The sequence below is a fragment of the Lysobacter arenosi genome (assembly GCF_016613475.2).
GTDB classification, from domain to species: Bacteria; Pseudomonadota; Gammaproteobacteria; order Xanthomonadales; family Xanthomonadaceae; genus Lysobacter_J; species Lysobacter_J arenosi.
Genome location: NZ_CP071517.1, coordinates 1,374,452 through 1,399,266 on the forward strand (window position 1 = coordinate 1,374,452; position 24,815 = coordinate 1,399,266).

The 24,815-nt window shown below is 67.8% G+C and carries 25 protein-coding genes; 7 read left to right on the forward strand and 18 right to left on the reverse strand.

What is annotated here, in order from left to right:
• Window position 1: 1 nt before the first annotated feature.
• The gene (locus HIV01_RS06480; RefSeq protein WP_200605550.1) at window positions 2–529 is read right to left on the reverse strand and encodes a phage baseplate assembly protein V; all 528 of its coding nucleotides are present in this window, start codon (window positions 527–529) and stop codon (window positions 2–4) included.
• A 114-nt stretch (window positions 530–643) separates the two neighbouring features.
• Here HIV01_RS06480 and HIV01_RS06485 point away from each other — a divergent pair, with 114 nt between their 5' ends.
• From HIV01_RS06485 to HIV01_RS06500, 4 genes are read left to right on the forward strand one after another with little or no spacing between them, the layout of a single operon-like run.
• Window positions 644–1,072 carry an ArsR/SmtB family transcription factor gene (locus tag HIV01_RS06485; RefSeq protein WP_245156931.1) on the forward strand — a complete coding sequence of 143 codons (429 nt, stop codon included), beginning with the start codon at window positions 644–646 and terminating at the stop codon, window positions 1,070–1,072.
• Window positions 1,072–1,500 (forward strand): SRPBCC family protein, encoded by a 429-nt coding sequence (locus HIV01_RS06490; RefSeq protein WP_200605551.1) that lies wholly within the window; start codon window positions 1,072–1,074, stop codon window positions 1,498–1,500. Before HIV01_RS06485 ends, HIV01_RS06490 begins: the two co-directional genes overlap by 1 nt.
• 21 nt (window positions 1,501–1,521) lie before the next feature.
• Entirely contained in the window at window positions 1,522–2,076 is a 555-nt protein-coding gene (locus tag HIV01_RS06495) for an SRPBCC family protein (RefSeq protein ID WP_200605552.1), read from the forward strand.
• Between the two features lie 34 nt (window positions 2,077–2,110).
• The gene (locus HIV01_RS06500) at window positions 2,111–2,572 is read left to right on the forward strand and encodes an FKBP-type peptidyl-prolyl cis-trans isomerase (RefSeq protein ID WP_200605556.1); all 462 of its coding nucleotides are present in this window, start codon (window positions 2,111–2,113) and stop codon (window positions 2,570–2,572) included.
• Window positions 2,573–2,582: 10 nt separating this feature from the next.
• Here the strand turns inward: HIV01_RS06500 and HIV01_RS06505 are convergent, their stop codons facing one another.
• The 3 genes from HIV01_RS06505 to HIV01_RS06515 all read right to left on the reverse strand — a co-directional run bounded on the left by HIV01_RS06505 (window position 2,583) and on the right by HIV01_RS06515 (window position 5,847).
• The gene (locus tag HIV01_RS06505) at window positions 2,583–3,575 is read right to left on the reverse strand and encodes an LLM class flavin-dependent oxidoreductase (RefSeq protein WP_200606389.1); all 993 of its coding nucleotides are present in this window, start codon (window positions 3,573–3,575) and stop codon (window positions 2,583–2,585) included.
• Window positions 3,576–3,702: 127 nt separating this feature from the next.
• Window positions 3,703–4,158, reverse strand: a complete 456-nt coding sequence (locus tag HIV01_RS06510; protein WP_200605558.1) for a hypothetical protein — start codon at window positions 4,156–4,158, stop codon at window positions 3,703–3,705.
• A gap of 48 nt (window positions 4,159–4,206) precedes the next feature.
• Window positions 4,207–5,847 (reverse strand): serine hydrolase, encoded by a 1,641-nt coding sequence (locus HIV01_RS06515; protein WP_200605560.1) that lies wholly within the window; start codon window positions 5,845–5,847, stop codon window positions 4,207–4,209.
• Window positions 5,848–6,002: 155 nt separating this feature from the next.
• Here HIV01_RS06515 and HIV01_RS06520 point away from each other — a divergent pair, with 155 nt between their 5' ends.
• On the forward strand, window positions 6,003–7,256 hold the full coding sequence (locus tag HIV01_RS06520) for a TIGR03862 family flavoprotein (protein WP_200605562.1): 1,254 nt from the start codon (window positions 6,003–6,005) through the stop codon (window positions 7,254–7,256).
• A 1-nt stretch (window position 7,257) separates the two neighbouring features.
• Here HIV01_RS06520 and HIV01_RS06525 read toward each other — a convergent pair whose 3' ends face one another.
• The 7 genes from HIV01_RS06525 to soxR form a co-directional block, all read right to left on the reverse strand.
• Entirely contained in the window at window positions 7,258–7,887 is a 630-nt protein-coding gene (locus HIV01_RS06525) for a hypothetical protein (protein ID WP_200605564.1), read from the reverse strand.
• Window positions 7,888–8,007: 120 nt separating this feature from the next.
• Window positions 8,008–8,760, reverse strand: a complete 753-nt coding sequence (locus tag HIV01_RS06530; protein WP_200605566.1) for a sulfurtransferase — start codon at window positions 8,758–8,760, stop codon at window positions 8,008–8,010.
• A gap of 56 nt (window positions 8,761–8,816) precedes the next feature.
• Window positions 8,817–9,473 carry a DUF998 domain-containing protein gene (locus HIV01_RS06535; RefSeq protein ID WP_200605568.1) on the reverse strand — a complete coding sequence of 219 codons (657 nt, stop codon included), beginning with the start codon at window positions 9,471–9,473 and terminating at the stop codon, window positions 8,817–8,819.
• A gap of 46 nt (window positions 9,474–9,519) precedes the next feature.
• On the reverse strand, window positions 9,520–10,029 hold the full coding sequence (locus HIV01_RS06540; protein WP_200605570.1) for a DUF1993 domain-containing protein: 510 nt from the start codon (window positions 10,027–10,029) through the stop codon (window positions 9,520–9,522).
• 114 nt (window positions 10,030–10,143) lie between these two features.
• A complete protein-coding gene (locus HIV01_RS06545; protein WP_200605572.1) occupies window positions 10,144–15,261 on the reverse strand; it encodes a beta strand repeat-containing protein in 5,118 nt (1,705 codons plus the stop codon).
• A 386-nt stretch (window positions 15,262–15,647) separates the two neighbouring features.
• Window positions 15,648–16,838 carry a glycosyltransferase gene (locus HIV01_RS06550; RefSeq protein ID WP_200605574.1) on the reverse strand — a complete coding sequence of 397 codons (1,191 nt, stop codon included), beginning with the start codon at window positions 16,836–16,838 and terminating at the stop codon, window positions 15,648–15,650.
• A 111-nt stretch (window positions 16,839–16,949) separates the two neighbouring features.
• Window positions 16,950–17,402 (reverse strand): redox-sensitive transcriptional activator SoxR, encoded by a 453-nt coding sequence (gene soxR, locus HIV01_RS06555; RefSeq protein WP_200605576.1) that lies wholly within the window; start codon window positions 17,400–17,402, stop codon window positions 16,950–16,952.
• Window positions 17,403–17,466: 64 nt separating this feature from the next.
• Here soxR and HIV01_RS06560 point away from each other — a divergent pair, with 64 nt between their 5' ends.
• Both HIV01_RS06560 and HIV01_RS06565 read left to right on the forward strand, forming a co-directional pair.
• Window positions 17,467–18,465: an NADP-dependent oxidoreductase gene (locus HIV01_RS06560; protein ID WP_200605577.1), complete on the forward strand. Its 999-nt coding sequence runs from the start codon at window positions 17,467–17,469 to the stop codon at window positions 18,463–18,465.
• A gap of 62 nt (window positions 18,466–18,527) precedes the next feature.
• Entirely contained in the window at window positions 18,528–19,889 is a 1,362-nt protein-coding gene (locus HIV01_RS06565) for an MFS transporter (protein WP_425600268.1), read from the forward strand.
• Here the strand turns inward: HIV01_RS06565 and HIV01_RS06570 are convergent.
• From HIV01_RS06570 to HIV01_RS06600, 7 genes are all read right to left on the reverse strand, one after another.
• Window positions 19,873–20,484 carry an HD domain-containing protein gene (locus tag HIV01_RS06570; protein WP_200605579.1) on the reverse strand — a complete coding sequence of 204 codons (612 nt, stop codon included), beginning with the start codon at window positions 20,482–20,484 and terminating at the stop codon, window positions 19,873–19,875. The two genes, HIV01_RS06565 and HIV01_RS06570, sit on opposite strands and share 17 nt — an antisense overlap.
• Window positions 20,485–20,524: 40 nt before the next feature.
• A complete protein-coding gene (locus HIV01_RS06575) occupies window positions 20,525–21,331 on the reverse strand; it encodes an arylamine N-acetyltransferase family protein (protein ID WP_200605580.1) in 807 nt (268 codons plus the stop codon).
• Window positions 21,332–21,442: 111 nt separating this feature from the next.
• Entirely contained in the window at window positions 21,443–21,991 is a 549-nt protein-coding gene (locus HIV01_RS06580; RefSeq protein WP_200605581.1) for an NADPH-dependent FMN reductase, read from the reverse strand.
• Between the two features lie 94 nt (window positions 21,992–22,085).
• Entirely contained in the window at window positions 22,086–22,427 is a 342-nt protein-coding gene (locus HIV01_RS06585) for a zinc ribbon domain-containing protein YjdM (RefSeq protein ID WP_200605582.1), read from the reverse strand.
• A gap of 87 nt (window positions 22,428–22,514) precedes the next feature.
• A complete protein-coding gene (locus HIV01_RS06590; RefSeq protein ID WP_200605584.1) occupies window positions 22,515–22,880 on the reverse strand; it encodes a DUF1622 domain-containing protein in 366 nt (121 codons plus the stop codon).
• A 27-nt stretch (window positions 22,881–22,907) separates the two neighbouring features.
• The gene (locus HIV01_RS06595; RefSeq protein ID WP_245156932.1) at window positions 22,908–23,897 is read right to left on the reverse strand and encodes a formylglycine-generating enzyme family protein; all 990 of its coding nucleotides are present in this window, start codon (window positions 23,895–23,897) and stop codon (window positions 22,908–22,910) included.
• Window positions 23,894–24,811, reverse strand: coding sequence for an HAD family hydrolase (locus tag HIV01_RS06600; protein ID WP_200605585.1), 918 nt, complete (start codon window positions 24,809–24,811; stop codon window positions 23,894–23,896). The genes HIV01_RS06595 and HIV01_RS06600 overlap by 4 nt, the downstream gene beginning before the upstream one ends.
• Window positions 24,812–24,815 lie beyond the last annotated feature (4 nt).

Sequence of the window (24,815 nt, forward strand, 5' to 3'; positions counted from 1 at the left end):
GCTACACCACCGTCAATGCGCCGTCGTTGATGGTCACCATCGTGCCGGCCAGGACGATGCTCGCACCGCGGCCGTTGCTGATGGTGATGCCCGCTTCGTTGACCGCGATGGTTGCCCCGTTCTGCGCGCGCAACAGCACGCCTCCGTCGGGCCCTGGCATGTCCGACACCAGCACCGAATTCTGACCGGGCGTCTGCAGCAGCATCGCCGGCACGCCCTGGCCGGCCGCGGCCATCACCGGCATCTCGCCGGCATCCACCCAGTAGCCACCGACCCAGATCGGCAATTCGGGATCGCCCTGTTCGAACTCCACCCAGACCGGTGCACCGATCGCCGGCAGCAGGAACAGGCCACTCTGGTGGCCGGCCACCGGCACGCACGGCATCGCCCAGCGCGAGCCGCCGCCGTCGATGACCTTGGGCACCTGCACCAGCACGCGTCCTAGCTGCAGCGGATCGATGTTGTCGACGACCACGCCACGGTGCTTGCCGAAATGCCGGAGGGGAGCTGTCTTTGTCTGGTGCGGCATTCGACTCGATTCCCGCGTGGTTCCTGAACGTGCGGCTCCCCCCGTGAACATCAAACGTGAACAGCCATGCACGCAGGCCAAGCCCGCCGCTCGTCGCCACGTTCAACCAGATGGTTGACAATCCCGAACGGCGCCGCGATCCTCAACCACATGGTTGAAGGTAATCCCCAGCGTCTCGACGCGATCTTCCACGCCCTGTCCGACCCGACGCGGCGCGCGATGCTGCGCGACCTGTCCGGACAGCAACGCAGCGTCGGCGAGCTGGCGGCCCCGTTCGACATCTCGCTGGCGGCCGCCTCCAAGCACATCAAGGTCCTCGAGCGTGCCGGCCTGGTGCAGCGCGAAGTGCAGGGCCGCCTGCATGTCTGCCGGCTCGATGCCCGCCCCCTCCACGCCGGTGTGGAATGGATGCGCCACTACGAACGCTTCTGGAACGAGCGACTCGATGCCCTCGATGCGCTGCTCAAGGCCGAGGACCGTGTAGCCGCGGCCGCCTCGCCCGCCAACGCCAGACCCGCAAACAAACCCTCCAGGAGCAAGTAATGAGTCCTGTGATCGTCCGCGTCAGCCGTCGATTCGATGCCGCGCCCGAACGTGTCTTCGATGCCTGGCTCGACCCGGCCACCGCCGGACGCTGGCTATTCGCGACCGCCGACGGGCAGATGCAACGGGTGCAGATCGAGGCGCGCCTGGGTGGTCGCTATGCCATCGTCGAGCGACGCCCCAATGGCGATGCCGAGCACTTCGGGCGCTATCTGGAGATCGACCGGCCGCACCGCCTGGTGTTCACGCTGGCGATGGAGGAAGACGCCGACCAGGGGGATCGCATCACTGTCGAGATCGTCCCCGACGGCGACGGCAGCCTCCTGACACTCACCCATGAAATGGCAGCCGAGCACGCCGAGTACGCGAAGCCGGCCGAATCGGGCTGGACGATGGTGCTGGCCGCACTCGATCGCCATCTCGCCTGATCAATACCGCAGGAGTTCCCGATGCCCTCTTCAATCTCCAACGATGATTTCGGCGTCGCCACCGCCGCCGACACCGTACTCATCGAACGCACCCTGCCCGGGCCGATCGAACGCGTCTGGGCCTACCTGACCGAGTCGGACAAGCGCAGCACCTGGCTCGCCTCCGGTGAGATGGAGCTGCACGCCGGTGGCCGCGTCGACATGGAGTTCCGCAACTCGGAACTGACCGAAAACGACGAAGCTCCACCGCAGAAGTACGCGCAGTACGCAGGCCCAAGCCAGATGCACGGCCGCATCATCGCCTGCGATCCGCCGCGGCTGCTGGAATACTCATGGGGCGAGGCCGACTCGGATTCGCAGGTGCGGTTCGAGCTCACGCCGCGCGGCAAGGATGTGCAACTGGTCGTCACGCACAGCCGCCTGGCAACGCGCGACGACATGACCAGCGTTGCCGCGGGCTGGCACACGCACCTGGGCATCCTCGCCGATCGTCTCGCCGGTCGTACGCCACCCGGGTTCTGGGCAACGCATACGCGCGTGGAGGCGGAGTACGAGAAGCGGATTCCGCGCGAGTGATCCGACATCGGAGCAAAGCCGCTAGGCTATTGCGATGAAAACCGCATCGCGCCTCCTCGTCGTCCTCGTCCTGTCCGCCCTCGCCGCCTGCGCCGATCCCGGCCCGCCGCCCGGCGGCACCATCGCCCGCTTCGAGGCGATCGACCACCAAGTCGGCACCGGCGCGGTCGCCACGTCCGGCCAGGACGTGACCGTGCACTACACCGGCTGGAACTACGAGCAGAAGGCCACCGACGGGCGCGGCAGCAAGTTCGACAGCTCACGCGACCGCAATGAGCCCTTTACCTTCCTGCTCGGCGCCGGCCGCGTCATCCGCGGCTGGGATGAAGGCGTGGCCGGCATGCGCGTCGGCGGTCGCCGCGTGCTGATGATCCCGCCGGCCTACGGCTATGGCAGCGCCGGCGCAGGCGGCGTCATTCCGCCCAACGGGTCACTGGTGTTCGAAGTCGAGCTGCTCGACGTGCGCGAGCACGGCAGCCCGTCGAAAGGCCGCTGACCGGCAACGGTCAGGCTGCAATCGCTTCGCGCGCCTTCGCGGCGATCTCGAACGATCGCAGCCGCGCGGCGTGATCGAACACGTTGGCGGTGATCATCAGTTCGTCGGGACGGTGGCGTTCGATGAAGGCGGCGATGCCGTCACGGACCGTGTTCTCGTCGCCGACCACCGCGCAGGCCAGCGCCTGCTCGACGCCGCTCTTTTCCAGCGGTGTCCAGTACGACTCGATGTCCTCGATCGGCGGCGGGATCAACCCCGGCTTGCCGCGACGCAGGTTGACGAAGGCCTGCTGCTGGGTGGTGAACAACCGGCGCGCCTGCGCATCGGTTTCGGCGCCGACCACGTTGAGCGCCAGCATCGCGTACGGCTGCTCCAGGCGTTTGGACGGCTGGAATTCGCGCCGGTACGAGGACAGCGCCATGTCCATCGCATCGGGGGCGAAATGCGAGGCGAACGCGAACGGCAACCCCAGCTGTGCGGCCAGCCGCGCCGAGAACAGGCTCGACCCGAGAAGCCACACCGGCACCTCGATGCCGGCACCGGGCACAGCCCGAACTGCCTGGCCGGGTTGCGCCGGTTCGAAGTAATGCAGCAGCTCGACCACGTCCTGGGCAAACATGTCGGCGGCTTCGAAATAGCGGCGCAAGGCATGCGCGGTCGCGTGGTCGGTGCCCGGCGCGCGGCCCAGGCCCAGGTCGATGCGACCCGGATACAACGCCGTCAGCGTGCCGAACTGCTCGGCCACCTGCAGCGGCGCGTGGTTGGGCAGCATGACGCCGCCGGCACCGACGCGGATCGACTTCGTGCCACAGGCGATATGGCCGATCAGCACCGCCGTGGCGGCGCTGGCGATGCCCGGCATGTTGTGGTGCTCGGCCAGCCAGAAGCGCTCATAACCCAGGCGCTCGGCTAGCTGGGCAAGTTCGAGGCTGTTGGCGAAGGCCTGCGCGGCGTCACTGCCTTCGGTGATCGGGGCCAGGTCGAGGACGGAGAATGGAATCACTGGAGCATGAATCATGGGGGCACTCCTTGGCGCTAACCGGCGATCTGGGGGCGGATCGACGCGACTCCAGAGCGCCAGTGTTCCAGCCGTGCGCGCGCAGCATTGCAGCGACGCGCCAGCGTCAGCATCACCACAAATCGAACACTACACCTTCGCGGTCGTTGTCCCAGATGGTGCTGAACACCCACCAGCGCCCGTGTTCGTGGCACAGCTGGATGCTGTTGGCGCCGCGCTTGAGCAGCACCGGCGAGTCCGCCGCCGGCCGCGCTTCGTAACGGCTCCAGACATGGGCGACCTGGCCATAGCGCTGGATGCGCTGGTCGACCTCGACCTCATGGAAATCGTTGGCAGCGAAGAACGGCGCCACATCCAGGATGTAGCTGTCGACGTCGAACACCATCGCGCGCGTACTGCCATCGGCTTCCACCACCGTGCGCAGGCTTCGCGCCTGCGGATGCTGCAGGTAGCGGAAGCGCGGCCAATCCCGCGGCGCCCCGGCCGGACCGGAAATGCACTCGTAGATCGCCCGCACCAGGCGCGGGATGTCCTGCGTGTCCTGCCACCAGCGCTGGTCGTCGTCCATCTCGATAGCCTCCTGCGGGCGCCGTGAGGTGATTGTGAGCAGAAAACCTTACCCCGACGCCTTGCCGCCTTCGTCCACAGGCACCAGACGCAGGTCCTGGAAGTCGAAGCTGAAATCGGTCAGCGGCGAGATTGCTTCCATCCGCGCTTCGCGTATGCCGCCATCGGCATCGAGGGCAAAGTTGACGAAGGCATCGGCATTGAGCCAGCGCTCGTTCCAGCGGACCACGAAGGTGTCGTGCTGCCAGGGCGTCAGTTCGCCCACCAGTTCAGGGGTGCGGCTGAAGCGCATGACCAGCTTGCCGCCGCGCTGCTCAACGAGTACGTCGCCGTACCACGGGTCGCGGTAGGTGCGGGCATAGCGCGCCAGCGGCAACGACGGCGGCGCAGCGGTTGCACGCGCGGCCAGATGCTTCTGCCAGTCCTCGTCGGCCTTGCCCTTCGACTTGGCCAGGGCGGCGGCGTAGGCGGCGCTCCAGTCGGTCTTTGGCGCATCGAGGTAGGCATCGAGCACGCGCAGGGTGACGGCGTTGAACGCCCCGCCGACCTCGGCATTGGTCAGCACGATCACGCCCAGTTTGTGCTGCGGCACCAGGGTCAGGCGCGAGACCATGCCAGGCCAGCCACCGGTGTGCCAGACCAGCTTGCTGCCGCGATAGTCCGACAGTTGCCAGCCCTCGCCGTAGCCGAGGAAGTTGGGCCTGGCCGCTTCCAGTTCCGGCACCGAAGGCTTGGCAATCGGAATGGGCGTGAGCACCGACCACATGCCCTGCTGGCGCTCCTCGCTGAACACCCGGTGTTCGGTACCGCGCGCATCGCGGTAGGTGCCGCCGGCGAGTTGCATGTTCATCCAGCGACTCATGTCGTGCACGCTGGAATAGATGCCGCCGGCACCGGAGACATTGCCCCACGACATGCGCGGCGCCGGTTGCAGGTCCTTGAAATCGGCCTTGGCGTAACCGGTGGCGACGTTGTCGCGCGGGCGCAGCGCATCGCTGTTGAATCGCGTGTCGCGCATGCCCAGCGGATTGAAGATGCGCTGCTGCAGGAACTGCGCATAGGACTGGCCGCTGGCCTTCTCGATCACCAGCTGCGCCACGCCGTACAGGATGTTGTCGTAGGCGTACTGGCCGCGGAAGCTGCCGGTCAGGGGGACGTCCTTGAGGCGGCGTGCGACCTCTTCGGTGCTGTAGTCCGTGCCGGGCCAGTACAGCAGGTCGCCGGCGCCCAGGCCGAGGCCGCTGCGATGCGCGAGAAGATCGCGCACGCGCATCTCGCGGGTCACGTACGGGTCGGACATGCGGAACCACGGCAGGTGGTCGGTGACGCGGTCGTCGAGGCTGAGCTTGCCTTCGTCGGCGAGGATCGACAACGCGGCGGCCGTGAACGCCTTGGTGTTGGAGGCGATGGCGAACAGCGTGTTGGCATCGACCGGCTGGTTCCTGCCGTCCTTGCCGACTTCGCGCGCACCGAAGCCACGTTCGAGCACGACCTGGCCGTCCTTGACGATGGCCACGGCGATGCCGGGAACATCGAACTGCTTGCGCACGCCCTCGACGTAGGCATCGAAGTCCTGCAACTGCGGCGGCAACGTCGTCGCCGCAGGGGTTTCCTGCGCCACGGCCATGCCCTGCGCCATCAGCGCCAGGCCCAATACGGCGCCGCGCGCCGGAATCAATCGCAAAGACATGCGGTGGTCTGCTCCCCAGGGTTGCAGCCACCTTAGCCAAACAGGGAGGCGATCCCAACCCCTTTTTTCTTTGCCCTGCCCTTTGCAGGAAAGGGGCGCTTGCGAGGCAAGCAGGCATAATTCCGCTCTTCCCCCGTCCGGCAGCTGCCTTGCCAATGCCCGCCCCATCCCGCACTCCCGCACGCCTGGCCATCATCGGTGGCGGCCCCGCCGGCCTGATGGCGGCCGAAGTCGCGCGCGCGGCCGGGCTGCAGGTCGACCTGTTCGAAGCCAAGGGCTCGGTGGGCCGCAAGTTCCTGATCGCCGGCAAGGGCGGCCTCAACCTCACCCACGGCGAACCGCGCCCCGAATTCGACGCGCGCTACGGGTCACGTCGCGACGACATCGCCGCCTGGCTCGACGATTTCGATGCGGACGCGCTGCGCGAATGGGCACGCGACGGATTCGGCATCGACACCTATGTCGGCACCTCAGGCCGCGTCTTCCCGATGGACCGCAAGGCCGCGCCGCTGCTGCGTGGCTGGGTGCGACGGCTGCGCGAGCAGGGCGTGAGTTTCCATGTCCAGCATCGCTGGCTGGGCTGGGACGACGACGGCGCCCTGCGCTTCGACACGCCCGATGGCGAACAGGCATTCGTCGCAGACGCCACCGTGCTCGCGCTCGGGGGTGGCAGCTGGCCGGAGCTGGGTTCCGACGGCGCCTGGGAGGATCTGCTGCGCACGCGTGGCGTCGAAGTCGCCCCGCTGCAACCGTCCAACTGCGGTTTCGACATCGGCTGGAGCGAGCACTTCGCCGGCCGCCACGCTGGCGCACCGTTGAAGCCGGTCGTCGCCCATTGGCGCGACGATGCCGGCGTCGAACACGCGCTGCAGGGCGAGTGCGTCGTCACCGCGACCGGTATCGAAGGCAGTCTGGTCTACGCGCTGTCGGCAACCCTGCGCGATGCGATCGCGGCCAATGGCGAAGCCCGCATCGAGCTGGACCTGGCGCCGGGCCGCGACCTGCAGCGCCTGCAGCACGACCTCTCCCGGCCGCGCGGCGGACGCAGCCTGAGCGAGCACCTGCGGCGCCATGCCGGCATCACCGGCGTCAAATCCGGGCTGCTGCATGAAGTGCTGGGCAAGGAAGCGCTGCACGACGATGCGGTGCTGGCACGAACGATCAAGCGCCTGCCATTGCGCCTGCTGCGCCCGCGGCCGATTGCCGAAGCCATCAGCAGCGCCGGTGGCGTCCGCCTGGAGGCGCTGGACGAGGCGTTGATGACCCGCTCGATGCCCGGCGTGTTCTGCGCCGGCGAGATGCTCGACTGGGAAGCGCCGACCGGCGGCTATCTGCTGACGGCGTGCTTCGCCAGCGGACTGCGCGCCGCGCGCGGCGCGGTTGCGTGGCTATCCCGCTCCGACGCGTAGTTCAGCCCTTGGGCGGTGCGGCCACGGGCAGGTACATCGTGCTCGCGCACAGCTCGATGCCCTTGGCGCTGGCGGCCGGCATGTCGGTGCCTTTCAGGCCGATCACCTTGACCATTTCGCCGCTGGCATCCGTCACCTTGGCCAGCGCGATGAAACCGGTCGGGTTGCCGCCGCACATGGCGTTGGACGGCATCTGCGTCGGCGGGGTCTGCTCGAGCACGCGGCGCAGTTCGATCTCCTGGTCGGCCGGCACCATCATCGCCTGGGCATAGGTATTGCCGGCCGAGTACTGGTCGGCGCCGTTGACGATCGCCACGCGCTCGGTGGTGAAGCTGGCGCCGTTGTCGCCGCGCATCATGTTGTCTTCGATGGTGAGCTTGCCCGTCACCGCCGTTGCCACCGGATTGCCCGGCTCGAACTCTCCCATCGCCACGGCCTTGACCATCGGCGGCGCAGCGCGCTCGACCGGCTCGGCGTTGACGTCCGGCTGCGGATTGGCCGCCGGCGCAGGAGCGGTGATTTCCTCAGGCGGTGCGCTGTTGACCGGCGCCTGCTTCTCGCATGCGGCCAGCAGCAATGCGGCGGCGGCAATCGTGGACAGGGCAACATGCCTGCTGACGCGGCGGTTCACGGCCGCAGTTCCCATCGCTCGTGCTGATGCCATCAGTGTCCTCACTTGTCATGGTCCACGGCTCTGGTGCGCCCTCGGCAAACGTCTGGCGAGTAACGCCCGCGCCGGGTTCGACTGCCTTCAGGCAGCGTCGTCGATCACGTCATCGATCAGCGGTTGCAGTTCGGGATCGAGCGCCACGCGCTCGTCGAACACGAAGCAGCGACCGTCGTAGTGGCGTCCGCCAACGCGTTCAAAGTAACCCAGAATGCCGCCATCGAGCTGCAATACGTTGCTCATTCCCTCGGCCTGCATCCACAACGCGGCCTTCTCGCAGCGGATGCCGCCGGTGCAGAAGCTCACCACCGTGGCGTCTTCGAGCCCATCGCGGTGCGGTTCCAGCGCCTGCGGCAGGTCGGTGAAGTTGTCGATCGGCAGGGTCAACGCATCGCTGAAGGTGCCGTAGCCGAACTCCTCGCGGTTGCGCGTATCGAGCATCACCACGCGCTTGCCCGCATCGTCGTGGCCCTGGTCGAGCCAGCGCGCCAGCGTTTCGGGCAGCACCGCCGGCGCCCTGCCGGTCAGCGGCGAGGCGTTGTCGCGGCGGAAGGCGATGATCTCCTGCTTGACCTTCACCTTCAGCCGCGCAAACGGCTGGCGCCGGCTGCGGCTGAACTTGACGATCAGGTCGGCAAAACTTTCCTGCGCGCGCAACGCGTCGAGGAAGCCGTGGATGGCTTCGTCCGTGCCGGCCAGGAACAGGTTGATGCCCTCTCCCGCCACCAGCATGGAACCGCGCAGCCCGGTCGCCTCGGCGCGAGTGCGCAGCTGGGCGGCAAGGTCTTCGGGGTGCTGGATGGGGGTGAAATGGTAGGCGGCGATATTGAGCAGCATGGTGCGCATTGTAAGCGCCGCCGGGCGGGCAGCCGACCCGCCGCCCAAGTCATTGATTAATCTGGATTCATCGACGGCGGCTGGCGCAGCCATGCAGCGGCCAGGGCGAGCCATCCCAGGATCGCCAGGACCACGAACTTCTGGCTCAGGCCACGCGGCAACTCACGCCACAGCGCGTGGAGCCACAGCGCCGCGAAACAGAACAGCGCCAGGCCGAAGGCGATGGCGAAGCGGCGCCGCCAGTGCGGGTCGGCGCGGAAACGCCACGACTGCCCGAGCATGCCCAGGGTCGTACCCAGGAACGCCAGCGGCGCGGAGATGGCGTGGATGATGGCGCCCACGGTCAGCTTGCGATCGCCTCCCAGGTCGGTCTCGGCCTGGGCCGTGATCGCCAGCGCCACCGCGCCGACCAGGAACAGCAACAGCACCCCCTGCCTTCCCGGACCGTCGACCGTGACGCGGAAATAGCCGATCGCCAGCACCGCGATCGCGCCTGCGAGGATCACGTAGGCAGATTGCAGCCAGGGCCCGTAGGGGCCGATCAGGTAGAAGCTCAGCGGCGCCCGGACCCAGTCGAGGTCATCACGCAGGCCCTGCAGCACGGCGGCGGTCGTGGCGAACCAGGCGATCGCCACCAGCGCGACATTCCCAAGGTTGCGGGCCAGGGCCCGCTCCCTGTACTTGATGCCAACGGAGATATCGATGCCCGACATCACCCAACTCCCGCGATCCGAATTGATGTTGGTCTTTAAGTAACGATCAGCGCACGCCCATGAAATCCAGCTTGCCTACCGCAACGCCGTTGTGGCGCAGCAGTGCATATGCGGTTGTAACGTGGAAATAGAACTGCGGGAGGCCATAGTGCAGCAGGTAGGCCGTACCGGTGAAGCGGCGCTCCTTCGGCGTGCCCGGGCGCAGCACGATCTCGCGCTCGTGGCTGCCTTCGAACAGCAGCGGGTCGAGGCCGTCGATGAAGGCCAGCGTGCGCGCGATGCGCGCGTGCAGCTCGGCGAAATCCTGCTCGGTGTCGTCGTAGGCCGGAACCTCGACGTCGGCCAGGCGCGCCGGCACGCTCTTTGCGAAGTCGCAGGCGATCTGCACCTGGCGCACCAGCGGGAACATGTCGGGGAACAACCGCGACTGCAGCAGCACGCTGCCGTCGATCTTCTTCTCCGTGGAATAGGCCTCGGCCTTTTCCAGCAGGCCGGCCATGGCGCCGAGCATCTGCCTGAACACCGGAACCGACGCGTCGTACATCGAAATGGACATGCCTTGCCTCGAATTGGTTGACGTAGCCGTGCATGGTACAGGGCGCGGGCGTCGGGCTTGCCATTGCCGTGCGCTACCTAGCGTCCCCGCCCGGAGACCGGGACGCTTGCACGCTCACCAGCCGATGCCGATACCGACGCCGGCCGACTGCTCGCTGCCACTGAACGCCGCGCCCACCGACAGCGAGACATTGCGCTTGACCAGTCGCTGATAGCCGACCGCCAATGCCTCCTCGCCTTCCGCATAGCCGGCGCCGACCGAAACGCGGTTGAGGGTCTGGATGTTGGCCGCGCTGCTGGCCATGTGCACCATCGCCGCGGTCATCGCGCCCTGGCGGTTGATGCGCTGGTCGGTGGCGCGGAACTCGTCGTTGACCTCGCCGCGCAGGTCCTCGATCGCCTGCATCGGCAGAGTGACGATCTGGTTGATCTGCTGGTCGGTGTAGGCGTTGGCCTGGTTGAGCGTCACCGCCGCCTGGTTCGACATCTGCTGGACGTTGACCGCATCGGTCGCCGCGGTTCCCTCCGCGACATTGACCACCTGGCGGGCATTGCCGGTGGAACCTACCGAGACCGTGTTGTCACGGTCGGCGACCGAGTTCGCGCCGACGGCAACGCTGTTGGCGGCGGTCGCGCTGGCACCGCCACCGGCGGCCACGCTGTTGCTGCCGGTCGCCGAGGCCGTGGCGCTGCCGCCGTTGGCGATGAAACGCGGATCGCGGCCGGTGCCACCACCACCGCCGCCGTTGACCTCGATGCTGGTCACGCGACCGTCCAGGTTGGCCAGTGCGTTGCCGACATCGTTGAACACGTTGCCGCCGATGGTGTAACTGGGCGGCGTGATCGTGCCGCCCGGGCCGACCGCCGCGCCGCCGCCGAACATCGTCACCACGTTCTGGCTCATGGTCGACAGCTGGCCGACGTTGACCGCATCGGTGACGGCACTGCCCGCTGCGACATTGGTGACCTGGCGCTCCGCGCCGGCACTGCCCACCGAGACCTCGCCGAACGAGTTCTGCGGGGCGGCCAGCGCATAGGCGGTGTAGCCGCTCTGCGCACCGACGGTGGTCTGCGATGCCGAACCAAGCGCGACGCTCAGGGCATGGTTCGCGGTGGAACCCGCACCCAGCGCCACGCCCTGCTCGGCGTTGACCTGGGCCTGGCTGCCCATCGCGATGCCCGAAGCGAGCAGCACCTGCGTGTCGCGACCGATCGCTATCGCCCCCGCAGCCGCCGCGTCGACCACGGCGCCATTGCCGATGCCGATACCGTTGTCGGCGTTGACCACGGTGGTCGGTCCAACCGCGATCGAATCAGTGCCGACCGCGAGCGAATCGCCGAGCACCGAGTTGGCGTGGAAGTAGGCCGTGCTGGTCGTCGTGACCGCGTTCAACGCGCCCTGCAACTGCCGCAGGGTCACGGCGTCCTGTGCTTCCGTACCGTCGGCGACATTGATGATCTGGCGATAGGAGGTGCCCGAACCGAGCGAGACCGCGCCCAGCAGCGTCGCATCGGTGGTATCGATGGGAATGGCCGTCGAACCGGCCGGGATCGATCCCGTGGTCGGTGCGAGTGCGCGATTGGAGAGCGACTCGGAACCCAGTGCGACCCCACCGATCACGGACGCCACCGTGTTGTTGCCAAAGGCCAGTGTTCCGGCCTCCTGCGCCTGCGACAGGAAACCCAGCGCAACCGCACCCTGCCCGGTCGCGAGGTTTGTGTGGCCGATGGCCACCGCACCGTTGCCGGTGGCGGTGTTGTCCAGGCCCTGGGCGACGGCGCCGTCGCCGGTGGCGACATTGGGATCGCCAATGGCCACCGCGCCATTGCCCTCGGCGGTATTGCCGGCACCGATCGACACCGAGCTGCCACCGCGGGCTTCGGCATTGCGACCGATGGCGACCGCGCCATCGGTCAGTGCACGGGCGGCGAACCCGGCAGCGAACGCACCGTCTGCCAAGGCATTCGATTGCATGCCGATGGCTACACTATTTGCGCCGCTGGCATTGGACGATGCCCCCATCGCGACCGACCGCGTGCCGGCCGCGACCGCGTCGTCACTGCCATCGTTGAGGCCGTCGGCCTTGAAATAGCGCAGGCCACCGGTAGCCGTCGTGAGCTGGCTGACATTGACGGCATCGGTCTGCGCGATGCCGGCGGCGACGTTGACGATCCTGCGCTCGCCACCGACGATGCCGACCGAAACGGTATTGGCCTGGTCGGCGACGGACGCATTGCCGAGGGCAACCGAGTTGACTGCGGTCACGCGGCTGCCAAAACCCAGCGCCGTCCCTTGTGAAACGGTGACGTTGCTGGTCGCACCGAAGGCCGACGACCGCAACGCACCGACGGCGATGACGCTGTCGGCACCCACGGCCGTGCTCTGGTCGGCCAGCACCTGTGCACCGCTGCCGATGGCGGTATCGTCGGGACCGGCAGCCCGGCTGGCCGCGCCGAGCGCGGTGCTGCCGGCACCGACCGCGGCGCTGCCGCGACCGCCGGAGAACGCATCGACGGCCGAAGCGATCGAGTCCGCGCCCAGTGCCAGTGCGCCGGTCTGCGAGGCATTGGCCGAACGCCCCAGCGAGGTCGCATTGGATGCGGTCGCCTGCGCGTTGTTGCCGACCGCCAGCGCCTCGCTGGCGGTGGCATCGGCAGACTGTCCCAGCGAAACACTGAGCGAACCGGTCGCAGTGGCGTTCTGGCCGAGCGCGGTGCTGACGTTGCCTTGCGCCAGCGCCGAGGTGCCCAACGCCACCGAGTTGCTGCCGATCGCGCGTGCGCCCTGGCCGATCGCGCTGGCCTGCGGCCCCTGCGCATTGGCCGCGGTGCCGAAGGCGACGCTGTTCTGGCCGTTGGCGATCGCGTTGGCGCCCACCGCCGTGGCATCGGCATTGTTGGCGCGGCTGTTGTTGCCGACCGCGATGCCATTGTTCATCGGCGTGCCACTGGGATCGTTCGCAGCGACTATCGCATTGGTGCCGATGGCCAGGCCATTGCTCGAATTGACCGCGCTGTTGTTGCCGATCGAAATGCCGTTGACGGCGGCGGCCGCGATGTCGGCGCTGGTGCCGAGCACGACCGAGTCGGTCGCCGCGGCGACCGACTGGTAACCGATCGCGATCGTGTTGGCCGCCTGCGCCTGTGCCAGCGTGCCGACCGCGGTGCTGTTGGTTGCGGTGGCATAGGCGCCGGCGCCGAGCGCCGCAGCAGCCTGTGCCGTCGCGCGCGAGTCGAAGCCGAACGCCGCCGATCCCAGCGCCGTCGCCTGTGCGGTCGTGCCGACGGCAGTCGAAGCATCGGCCGTGGCCGTGCTGTTGGAACCCATCGAAACGGTCCCGAAGCCGGTCGACTGTGCGGCCGCGCCAAAGGCGATGCTGCCCTGACCTGACGACAGCGTGGTCTCGCCGGCCTCGACCAAGTTGTTGCCGTTGACGTCGTTCCAGCCGCCGATGCCGATGCTGAGAGTATTGGTGGACGAAGTGCGATAACCCAGGGCGACGCTGCTCTGCCCGCTGGCTACCACCTCGTTGCCGGCCGCGATGCTGGTCGCGCCGCTCGCCTGCGAGCCGCCGCCGATCGCGAGGCTGCGATCAGCGCCGGCATTGGCGCCGATGCCGAACGCCTGCGCGCCCAGCACCGTGGCCTGCGCACCGGTGCCGACCGCCAGGGTCTGGTCGGTCGCGGCATTGGCGAATGCGCCGACCGCGAGCGATGCCTCACCCACCGCAACGGAATTGGAACCCAGCGCAGTGGCGCCAGGACCGTTGGCCGAGGCGCTGCTGCCAGCGGCAATGGTGAAGGTACCCACGGCACTGGCATTGTCCGAACCGTCGCCCAGACCGTCGGCCTGGAAATAACGGATGCCTTCGGTGGCCTGGATCACGGCGTTGAGCTGGCTGACGTTGACGCCGTCGGTCGGGTCGGTACCGGGAGCGAGATTGACGATCCTGCGTTGCGCCGCGGCGGTACCGACCGAGACGGTATTGGGCTGGTCGGCGATGGAACCGGTGCCGAGCGCCACCGAGTTGGTTGCCGAAGCGGTCGCGGAGAAACCCAGCGCGGTCGCGTCGGCCGCGCTGGCAGTGGACGCGGTTCCCAGTGCGGTTGCATTCGTCGCGGTCGCGCTGGTGAATTCACCTGCCTCGACCACACTGTTGCCGTTGCGGTCGATCCATCCGCCGATCGCCGTGCTGGCGGTCTGCGTCGCACGTGAGTTGTTGCCCAGCGCCGTGGCGCGCAGGCCGCTGGCGCCGCTCTGGAATCCCAGCGCGGTTGCTCCGATCGCAGAGGCATTGGCGGCCTGCCCCAGCGCCGTGGTGTTGACCGCAATCGCCTGTGCCGCTTGTCCGAGCGCAACCGAATCCTGGCTGTTGGCATTGGCCCCTTGGCCGAGCGCGGTAGCGCGCACGCCCGTGGCCGTGGAGTTCTGTCCGACCGCCGTGGTGTTGGCAACGCTCGCGCGGGCAGCCTGCCCGATCGCACTCGATTGCGGTCCACTGGCGACGGTGCTCTCACCCAGGGCCGTGCCCTGCACGCCCGTTGCCTGGCTGTTCTGGCCCAGCGCCGAGGTGTTCTGCGCCGTGGCGACGCTGAGCTGGCCAATGGCAGTGGACTCCAGCCCCTCGGCCTTGCTGCCCTGCCCGACCGCCACGGAGGCGCCGCCGGTGGAGATGGCGAGCTGTCCGATGGCAACGGCATTGAGCGCCGCGCGGGACTGGTTGCCGAATGCGGAGCCGCCGACGTCGCTGACCTGGGCATTTGCGCCAATCGCGGTGGCGTTGGCGAAGTTGGCGCTGGTGCGTTCGTTGTCGGTGACCAGGTTGTCGTTGTTGATGTCGAAGAACCCGCCCAGCGCCGTCGCACCGATCGCGTTCGCACGCGACTGCGCGCCAACCGCGGTGGCACCCTCGGCATTGGCCTGTACCTGGGTGCCGATCGCCGTGGCCTGCAGGCCATTGGTGGCCGCCCCGGCACCTATGGCCGTTGTCCCCAGTGCGGTGGCGGCGGCGAGGTTGCCGAACGCGGTCGCGTTGCCGCCGGTCGCGGTGGCGCTACTGCCGCAGACGAAGGAGCCGGCGTCGGTCACCGTCTGTGTGAACGCACCCGTGCACGCTGCCTGCGCAAAGGCCAGTGGCGATGCCCCGGCGAACACCAACGCCACTGCAATCCGCAGCACGGTGCAATCACGACGACGACCTTGGTTCTCATACACGCCAGCAATGGTGTTCACGATGGACTCCTCATGCGAGCTGAAAATTCGCGAATGGGTCCCGTGAATCCCGCCACGTGTCAGCGCAGTCTCGCGAGACGCAATAAGTGCACGACGGCCGCCTCGCGGCCTCCCGATGACGCATCCGGGGTCATGCGTGGCATTGATTCCCTCAACGCCCATCGCAGATGAACGAACGCCAGACGCGCGACGACGCAAGGGTCTTCCTTCACGCAGGCATCGCAATCACATGCTTGAACGGAGGCTCACGCCTTGGACGTGGAGTTACCGTGAAAAAAGTTCACACATGAAATGCGCCTGCACGGGCATGCTTCTTGCTCGCCATCTGCTTGCGATCGACGTTGCAATGTGTGTTGCGATGCCGCGCTACCCAGGCGTCGCTGCGTTCAGGTCGCAGGCACGAGCTCATGGCGCTGTGCCAGGCGCGCATACAGCGCCTCGAGCCTGCGTCCCATGCCTTCCGAACCCCACGCGCGGGCATCCTCGGGACCGGCGGCGGCCAACTGTGCGCGCAGTTCAGGTGAGCGCAACAAACGCGCGACATTGCGCGCGAAATCCTCGACGTCGGGATCGGCGACCAGCGCGCTGCGCGCATCGCGAAGCACGGTCGCCGTGCCCATGACAGCGGTAGACACGATCGGAACCCCCAGCGCCATAGCCTCTATCAGCACCAGGCCCTGTGTTTCCGTGGGTGATGCGAACACGAAAGCGTCGCCGGCGCGGTAGGCATCGAGCAGCGTGGTGCGGCGGTCGAGGTTGCCGAAGAAGCGCACGTGGCCCTGCAGCCCGAGTTCCTGGACCACTCGGCGCAGGCGTGGTTCGTCCGGGCCCTCGCCCGCGATCAGGAACAGCAGGTCCGGGAAGGCCGCGACCAGCTTGTGCACGACCTGCAGCAGGAAGCCGATGTTCTTTTCCAGCGACAGTCGACTGACCGTCACCAGCGTCGGCCGCTCCGGCGAGATGCCGTGGGCGGCGCGGAAACGCGCGCCATCGCCGTTGCGGAACTGCTCCAGGTCGATGCCGGTGGGGATCACCGTCGACGGCGTGGTCACGCCGTAGCGGTCCAGCACCTCGACCATCTGCCGGCTCGGCACGATCAGTTCGTCCACGCCGTGGCACAGGTAACGCGAGGCGCGCCGGGCCAGCAGGCGCGTCAACGGGGTCGGCAGCCACGGCAGGTAGTGGCCGACGTACTCCTCGAAATAGGTGTGGTAGGTCTCCACCGTCGGCCAACCGCCATGGCGCGCCAGCCGCACACCGAGCGAGTGGGCGCGGAACGGGGTGTGGATGTGGATCACGTCCCACTCGCGCTCGCGCAGCGCCGACTCGGCCCGGGCCAGGTCGCGGCCCTTGATCAGGCGGTCTTCGGGGTCGAAGAAGATCTCGCGCGACGGCAGTCGCAGTATCTCGAATCCCTCGTTGCCGTCGTCGGCGGACTGCTGGTCGGTGCCGTAGTCGGGCGCCACCAGCGTGACCGCGTGCCCCATCCGCGCCAATCCCTGGGCGAAGGTGCGGATCGAGGTCGAGACGCCATTGATGCGCGGGAAGTACACGTCGGACAACATCAGGATGTTCATGCCGGTCTCGCCTGGGCCCGTGCCCGCGCCATGACGATTCCACAGGTTCAACGTTACCGTTTTGTCACAAAGTCGCAGTTCCTTTGCAGGACGGGGGTTCCGGCGCGGCGATCAGCCCTCCTGGGGGTCGGTCCAGCGCTGCGGTCCGGCGCCATGCTCGCCCAGGACGTCGCCGGGGTTGGCCAGGCGGCAGCGCTCCAGCGACAGGCAACCGCAGCCGATGCAGTCGTCGAGCGTGTCGCGCATCTGGATCAGCTGCTGGATGCGGATATCGAGCTCCTCGCGCCACATCGCCGACAACCGCGTCCAGTCGCGCCGAGTCGGCGTGCGCGCCTCCGGCAGGCTCGCCAGCGCATCGCGGATGCTGGCCAGCGGCATGCCCACGCGCTGGGCGGCACGGATGATGGCGATCCGGCGCAGCATGTCGCGCGAGTAGCGGCGCTGGTTGCCGGCGGTGCGCTGGCTGTGGATCAGCCCCTTGGTCTCGTAGAAGTGCAGCGCCGAGACTGTCGTCCCGCTGCGTTGCGCCATTTCACCGACGGTGAGCTCGTCGTGGGATGCCATTACCCTTGACCTCAACTTAACTTGAGGTTCTATCCTGCTCGCCGTGTTCAATTCCGGTCAAGTCATGGATACCCGCAACGCGCGCGACGGCTATGTCGCCCGATCCGTTCCGGCCGCAGCCACGATGCAGGCGGTGGTGTTCGACAGCTACGGCCCGCCCGATGTGCTGCGAATGGCCGAATTGCCTCTGCCACAGCCGGCCCGTGGGGAGGTCCGTGTGCGCGTGCGCGCCGCGGGCGTGCAGCCGGCCGACTGTTCGACGCGCAGCGGCTGGTTCGCGCATCGCGGCATCGGCCAGGCGCCGTTCCCGCGTCAGCTCGGCAATGAATTCGCGGGTGTCGTCGAGCACGTTGGCGCCGACGTCGAAGGACTCGTTGCCGGCGATGAAGTGCTGGGCTGGACCACGGCCAGTGCCTACGCCGAGGCGGTGGTCGTGCCCGCGGACCAGCTCGTAGCCAAACCCATCATGATGACGTGGGCCGTCGCCGGATCGCTGTCGGCATCCGGGCAGACCGCGCATACCGCGGTGCAGGCGCTGGACATCGTTCCTGGCGATACCGTGCTGGTGCACGGCGCGGCCGGCGGCGTCGGCACGATTGCCGTGCAACTGGCGCGCCTGCGCGGCGCGCGCGTGATCGGCACCGCCAGCCGCGAGAACCACGACTACCTGCGTTCACTCGGTGCCGAACCGGTGGTTTACGGCCCAGGCCTGGCCGAACGGGTGCGCGAACTCGCGCCCGGGGGAGTGCAGGCGGCACTGGATGCCGCCGGCCGCGGTGCGCTGGACGCGTCGATCGCTCTCGGCGTCGAGCCTTCGCGCATCGCCACGCTGGTGGCATTCGAGGACGTGCAGCGCCTGGGCGTGCGCGGCGTCCGCAGCGAGCGCAGCCGGGCGCGCCTGCAGGAGCTGGTCGACCTGTACGACAGCGGTCGCCTGCGCGTGCACGTGCGCGACATCTATCCGTTGTCCAACGCCGTGGTCGCCCATCGCGATGTCGAGAACGGGCACGGCCGCGGCAAGGTCGTGCTGATGGTCTACAGCACGTTCGGGCATGCGCTGTGAATGACGCTTCCGATCGCCTGCTGCCGGATCAGATCGATCCGGGTGACACGGCTACCGAAACCATGTCCGGCGTCGAAGACGGCGGCCTGCTCGACCGCCGCTATCGCGGCGTCACGCTCGGTGCAGTCGCACTCGTCGCGCTGTATGCATTCGAGGCCCTGGCCGTCGCAACGGCGATGCCGACGGTGGCGCAGGCGCTCGATGGCCTGCCGCTGTACGCACTCGCCTTTGGCGGCACCCTCGCCGCCTCGGTCGTCGGCATGGTCGTCGCCGGGCGCTGGGGCGACCGGCATGGTCCGGCACGACCGCTGCGCCAGGGCATCGTCTGGTTCTGCCTGGGCCTGGTGATCGCAGGCCTGGCGCCGTCCATGTCGGCGCTGATTCTCGGCCGCATCGTCCAGGGCTTCGGCGGCGGCCTGATGTCGGTCGCTCTGTACGTCGCCGTCGGTCGCGTGTATCCGCCGCGGCTGCATCAACGCATCTTCGCCTCGTTCGCCGCGGCGTGGGTGCTGCCGGCGGTGATCGGCCCGGCGATCAGTGGATTGCTGGTCGAGCACCTGGGCTGGCGCTGGGTCTTCCTTTCGGTGCCGCTGATCGCGATGGTCGCGGCATGGTGCGTGCTGCCGGCCCTGCGTGGGCTGGGCGCGCCGGCAGGCGCGAGCCATGACGCCACGGCCGAGCAGCCACATCGCATCGCCTGGGCGGTTGGCGCAGCCGCCAGCGCACTGGTGTTGCACTACGCCGGCCAGCAGCACCATGCCGGTACCTTGCCGCTGCTCGTGTTGGCCGTTGCCGGTGTGATCGCATGCGCCTGGCAACTGCTGCCACGCGGCACGCTACGCGTCGCACGCGGCCTGCCGACCGTGATCGCGATGCGCGGCATCGCCTCCTCCGCGTTCTTCGGCACCGAAGTATTCGTGCCCTTGCTGCTGTCGCGCGAGCGGGGGCTGTCGCCGACTGCCGCCGGCGCCGTACTCACCGCCGGCGCGATCGGTTGGTCGGTGGGTTCGTGGTGGCGCAGCCGACCGTCGCAGCCGTTCACGCCACCTCAGCTGTTGCGAATCGGGATGTGCCTGATCCTGGTCGGCGTCAGTGGCGTGGCGATGTCCATCGCGCCGTCGGTGCCGGTCGCCGTCGGCATCGTCGGCTGGATTGCCGCCGGCTTCGGCATGGGCGCGCTGTTCCCGACGCTGTCGGTGCTGACGCTGGAACTGTCGCCGCCGACGCAGCAAGGCCTGAACGCATCGGCGCTGCAGCTGTGCGACTCGCTGTTCACCGCCACCGTGCTGGCCGTGGGTGGCTCGATCTTCGCTGCCCTGCTGGTGCGCGCTCCGTCCTGGGCTTATCTGTCCGGGTTCGCGTTCTCGGCGTTGCTGGCGCTGCTCGGCGCCGTGCTGGCGCCGCGCATCAACGCTTCTCGGTGACCGCGCGGCGCAGGTTGCGCCGCGCCTGCGTGTCGTAGCGCTGATGGAAGAAGTCGCTGAGGTAGATGCGCGGACGCGCCAGCAGCGCCTTCAGGAAGCGTCGCCGGTTGAGCTTGAACAGCCACGCCGGCACATGCCCGCGGTACTCGGCGGCGATGCCGCGGTCGTAGGCATCGAACAGCGCCGGTTCGGCGCCTAGGATGGCCATGTCGCAATCGAGGAACAACGCCGCTTCGTCGTCGACATCCGCCGGCTGGAGGGTGCCGTGGCGCGCGGTCAGCTCGATCAGGTCGACCACGCGCTGCGCGTCGATGCCGGCCGTCGGCCACCACCGCGCGACATGGGTCACCGCAAGTTCGGCCGAGCGGGTCTCGTTGTCGCGTTGCCCGGCTTCATAGATGGCGTCGTGGTACAGCACCGCCAGCCCCACTTCCGCCGGCTGACGCCAGCCCGGGCCCGCGGCGACCTCGTGGTAGTGCCGCAACACCTCCTGCACGTGCTGGAAGTTGTGATACGCGCGCGGCGGCGAGGCATAGGCGGACTGCAGCGCATCGAGCTGCTCCTGCGGCAGGTCCAGTGGAAGCGCGACGGTCATCGGCACGGCTCTTCGTTCGCTGAGGCCACGCCATTGTGACTCAGGCGGCGAACAAACCGGCCATTCGCGCCTGCAGCTGCGGCGACTGCGGCAGCCGGATGCCGAAGGTGCCTTCCAGCGTCCCGCACAATTCGTCGATGTCCGCCAGGGTGCGCCGCTCGCTGGTGCCGTCGAGGCGATGGAAGCTCAGCTCGCGGTCGCGCAGCGCATGGCGCCCACCGTCGACCGGACGGGCCACGCGCAGGCCGGTGACGAAGTGCGAGGTGGGGTGGGTCGAGAGGAAGTAGTTGCTCGCCTCGTAATCGACCGGGTGCTGGCGCTGCAGGTCGAAGCGATAGAGCGTTGCCCAGCGATCCGGCAGCCTGCCCTGCATCCACCAGTCGCCATCGCGCAGCTGCAGGCGGAACGTCTCGTGCGGCGTTGCCTGCTCTTCGCCCTCGCTGAGCGCCAGGCTCGCGGTCGGAGTGAGGCCGCCGAAGCCGACATCGACCAGGCGCGTGGCCCCATCCAGCTCGACCCGCAACAGCATGTGGCTGCGCGCGGTGATCGCATCCTCCGGCTGGGTCCACAGCACCCGTGCGGCCAGGCCGCTCACTTCGAATCCGACGGCCTGCAGGACCTGGCCGAGTAGCAGGTTGTGTTCGAAGCAGTAGCCACCGCGCCCCTCCTCCACCAGCTTGCGCTCCAGCGCCTGCGGTGAAAGTTCGACCTGACGCCCGGCGAAGGGATCGAGGTTCTCGAAGGCGATGGAGGTGGCATGCCGGTAGGCCAGCGCATCGAGCACGTCCACGCTCGCGTGCAATGGACCGTCGTAACCGACGCGGCGCAGGTAGGCATCGAGGTTCATGCGGCAACTCCAGGCTCGTTGCCGATGATTCTAGGCGCGGCGGCAACACCCGGTCGCGACGCAGGCGCAACGCACATTCGTGCCAGGCGCTCTCGTGATGGCCACACCACGCTACGAGTGCGACTTCACCCAGTCGACGTAGCGGTCCATCCATTCCTGCAGGAACTTGCGGCTGCCCTCGCCGATCTGGCCGTCATCGCCGAACAGGCCTTCCTTGGCGTGGATGAACACCTCCGGCTGGCCCATGGTTGGCATGTCGAGGTAGGCCAGCGTGTTGCGCAGGTGCTGCTGCGCCAGCGCGCTGCCGATCGAGCCGATCGAGGCACCGATCACGCCGGCCGGCTTACCGGCGAAGGCGCTTTGCCCGTATGGACGCGAGGCGTGGTCGATCGCATTCTTCAGCACGCCGGGCACGGAGCGGTTGTACTCGGGCGTCACGAACATCACGCCCTTCGCACCCGAAATTTCCTGCTTGAGCCGCTTCACCGGCGCCGCCTGGTGGCTGTCATCGTCCTGGTTGTACAGCGGCAGGTCATCGATGCGGCACTCGTGGAACTCGAAGTCCGCCGGCCCCAGCTTGAACAGCCCGTGGGCGAGCTGGCGATTGATCGACTCACGACGCAGGCTGCCGATCAACACGGCGATGCGGTACTGGCTCATCACGGGCTCCACGGTGGAATTGTCCGTCGCCTACTTTTGGAGCGGCGACGTGACCAGCCCGTGACGGTGTCGTGTCGGACGTTATTGCTTCCGATCAGGCCTTGCGCAGGAAGATGGTCTTCAGCACCAGTCCCTTGATCTTGTCCGAGTTGCCTTCGATGTGCTCGGCGTCGTCTTCCACCAGGCGGATGTTCTTGATCACCGTGCCCTGCTTCAGCGGAATCGACGAACCCTTGACCTTCAGGTCCTTGATCACGACCACGGTGTCGCCGTTGGCGAGCGCGTTGCCGTTGCTGTCACGGACCACCGCGCCGGCATCGGCACTCGCTTCGCCGGATGCGGGCCACTCGAAACCGCAATCGGCGCAGACGAAGTTGCCGCCGTCGACGTAGGTGTTCTCAAGGGTGCATTGCGGACAGGCGGGAGCGTTGGCCATTGGGGGTGATTCTGAGTGGGGCCGCACATTTTACGCCACCGCGCCCGACCCCGCGGACGACGCGATCCCGGGACCGTGCAGATCACCTCACCCTGCAGCCCGCTCCCGCGCCTCCTGCTCCCGCTTGCGCATCTCCTCGACATCGCGCTCGAGGAAGTAGTTGAGGAAGGTGCGGATCACCGCCACGGCCGCCAGGCGCCCGATCCCGTCCCAGTCGGGCGTGATCGACGACTCCAGGATGTCCGCCGCCAGCTGGAAGGTCAGGCCGGCGACCAGCCAGCGCGAGAAGTCCATCCAGATCTGACGACGAGCGTGATTGTCATGGTCGTGACGCCAGATCATCCGGACCACGCCGACCAGGGCCTGCAGCGTGCCGACGAGCACGACCAGCAGCGCGATGATGTCGATCATCACCACGACCGGTTCAGTGATCGCAATCAGCCACTCTTTCATGGCGCCCTCCTCCTTACGGTGGACCTGTCACTCGCGCACGACGCAGCGGAAACCCAGATGGCAGGTCGAGGTATCGATCGGCTGCGCCATCCGCGCCGCCGGACGATAGCGCCGGCAGTAGTTCGGCGCGCACAGGTGCGAACCGCCCTTCATCACCCGGCGCGGGATCTTCACCTGCGGCTGGCGCGGATCGAAACTGGCATCGCGCTCACCGCCGCGCGGATTCTCCAGCGTGCAGCACGAATGCTGCTGGATCCGGTTGTGCTCCTGGTACCAGTCGGTGGTCCACTCCCAGACATTGCCGGCCATGTCATGCAGACCGTAGCCGTTGGCCGGGTACGATCCCACCGGGGCCGTCCACAGGTGACCGTCCTGCTCGAGGTTTTGCCAGGGGAACTCGCCCTGCCAGGTATTGGCCATGTACTTGCCGTCGGGCGTGAACTCCTCACCCCAGGTGAACTCGGCGGCGTCGAGGCCGCCGCGCGCGGCGAACTCCCATTCCGCCTCGGTCGGCAGCGACTTGCCCGCCCAGTCGGCATAGGCCTGCGCATCCTCGAAGGCGACATGCACGACCGGATGGTCGCCCAGGCCTTCGACCGATGACTCCGGGCCACGCGGATGGCGCCAGTTGGCACCGGCGATATACGCCCACCAGTTGTAGTGATTGCGCAGGTCCACCGGCCCTTGCGCCGGCATGAACACCACCGACGAAGGCACCAGCAGCGCCGGATCGGCGCCCGGATAGTCGGCCGGATCGGCCGGCCGCTCGGCCAGCGTCACGTAGCCGGTGGCCTCGACGAAGCGCGCGAACTGCTCGTTGGTGACCGCCGTGCGGTCGATCCGGAATGCCGGAACCGACACCTTGTGCGCCGGCGCCTCCTCCGGGTAGTGGTGATCCGATCCCATCAGGAAGGTGCCACCGGGAATGTGCACCATCTCGTCGTATGTCTTGCCGTCCAGGCCCATGCCTTCCTCGTCTGCCGCGAATGCCGGTCCGAGCTTAGCGTGAATGCTCATTTTGCGAAGACCCGGTTCCAGTCGTTCTTCATGCTGACCAGGCCGATTCCATACTCTTCGGCGTGGTCGAGGCCGTCCCTCAAGGCACTGAGCTTGAAGTCGCGGTCGTAGGCGAACTCGCGCTCGGCGTCATCGTGGTGCAGGTACCACGCCATGCGCGGACCGTCACCGGCCAGCGTGTAGCGGATCATCGCCAGGTCGCCGTCGGAGTTGCCGAACGCGAACATCGGCCGACGCCCCAGGTGCAGTGCGATATTGACCACCTTCTCTTCGCGATCATCGAAACTGCCCAGCTCCGCCAGCTTGCGCAGCACCGGCTGGCCTTCGACGGTCTCGACCTTCATGCGGGTGCTGGAGCCGATGACCTGCTCGGGCGGAATGCCGTACAACTGCTCGGCGACCACGCGCACGAACTCGACGCCGCCACCGGTGACGATGTAGGTCTTGAACCCGTTGGCGCGCAGGTAGTCAAGCAATTCGCGCTGCGGCGCGTAGGCACCCTGGGTGAACAGCTGCATCAGCGTCGGGTGTTTTGCCTCTGCCAGCCATTGCGACGCACTGGCCCGGAACTCGTCGACGGTCATGCCGGCGTGGGTGGCGAATGCCGGCTCGAAGGCTTCCTTCTTCGGCAACGCGGCCAGCGCCTTCAGGTCGCAGTCAAGCATCGCCTTGAACGCCGGTTTTTCCAGCAGCGTCGGGGCCTGCCTGGCCAGCAGCTTGACCTGCGCCAGGGCGAAGAACACCTGCACCTGCATCGGGTACTCGCACCACAGCGTGCCGTCGTTGTCGAACACGGCGATGCGGTCGCTGACGGGAACGAAGTCGGGTCCGCCTTCGGTCGTCACACGCTCGACGAACGACTTGATCGCGGCTTTGTTGGCCCCTTCGTTCCAGGAGGGCAATGGGTCGGTCATCTCG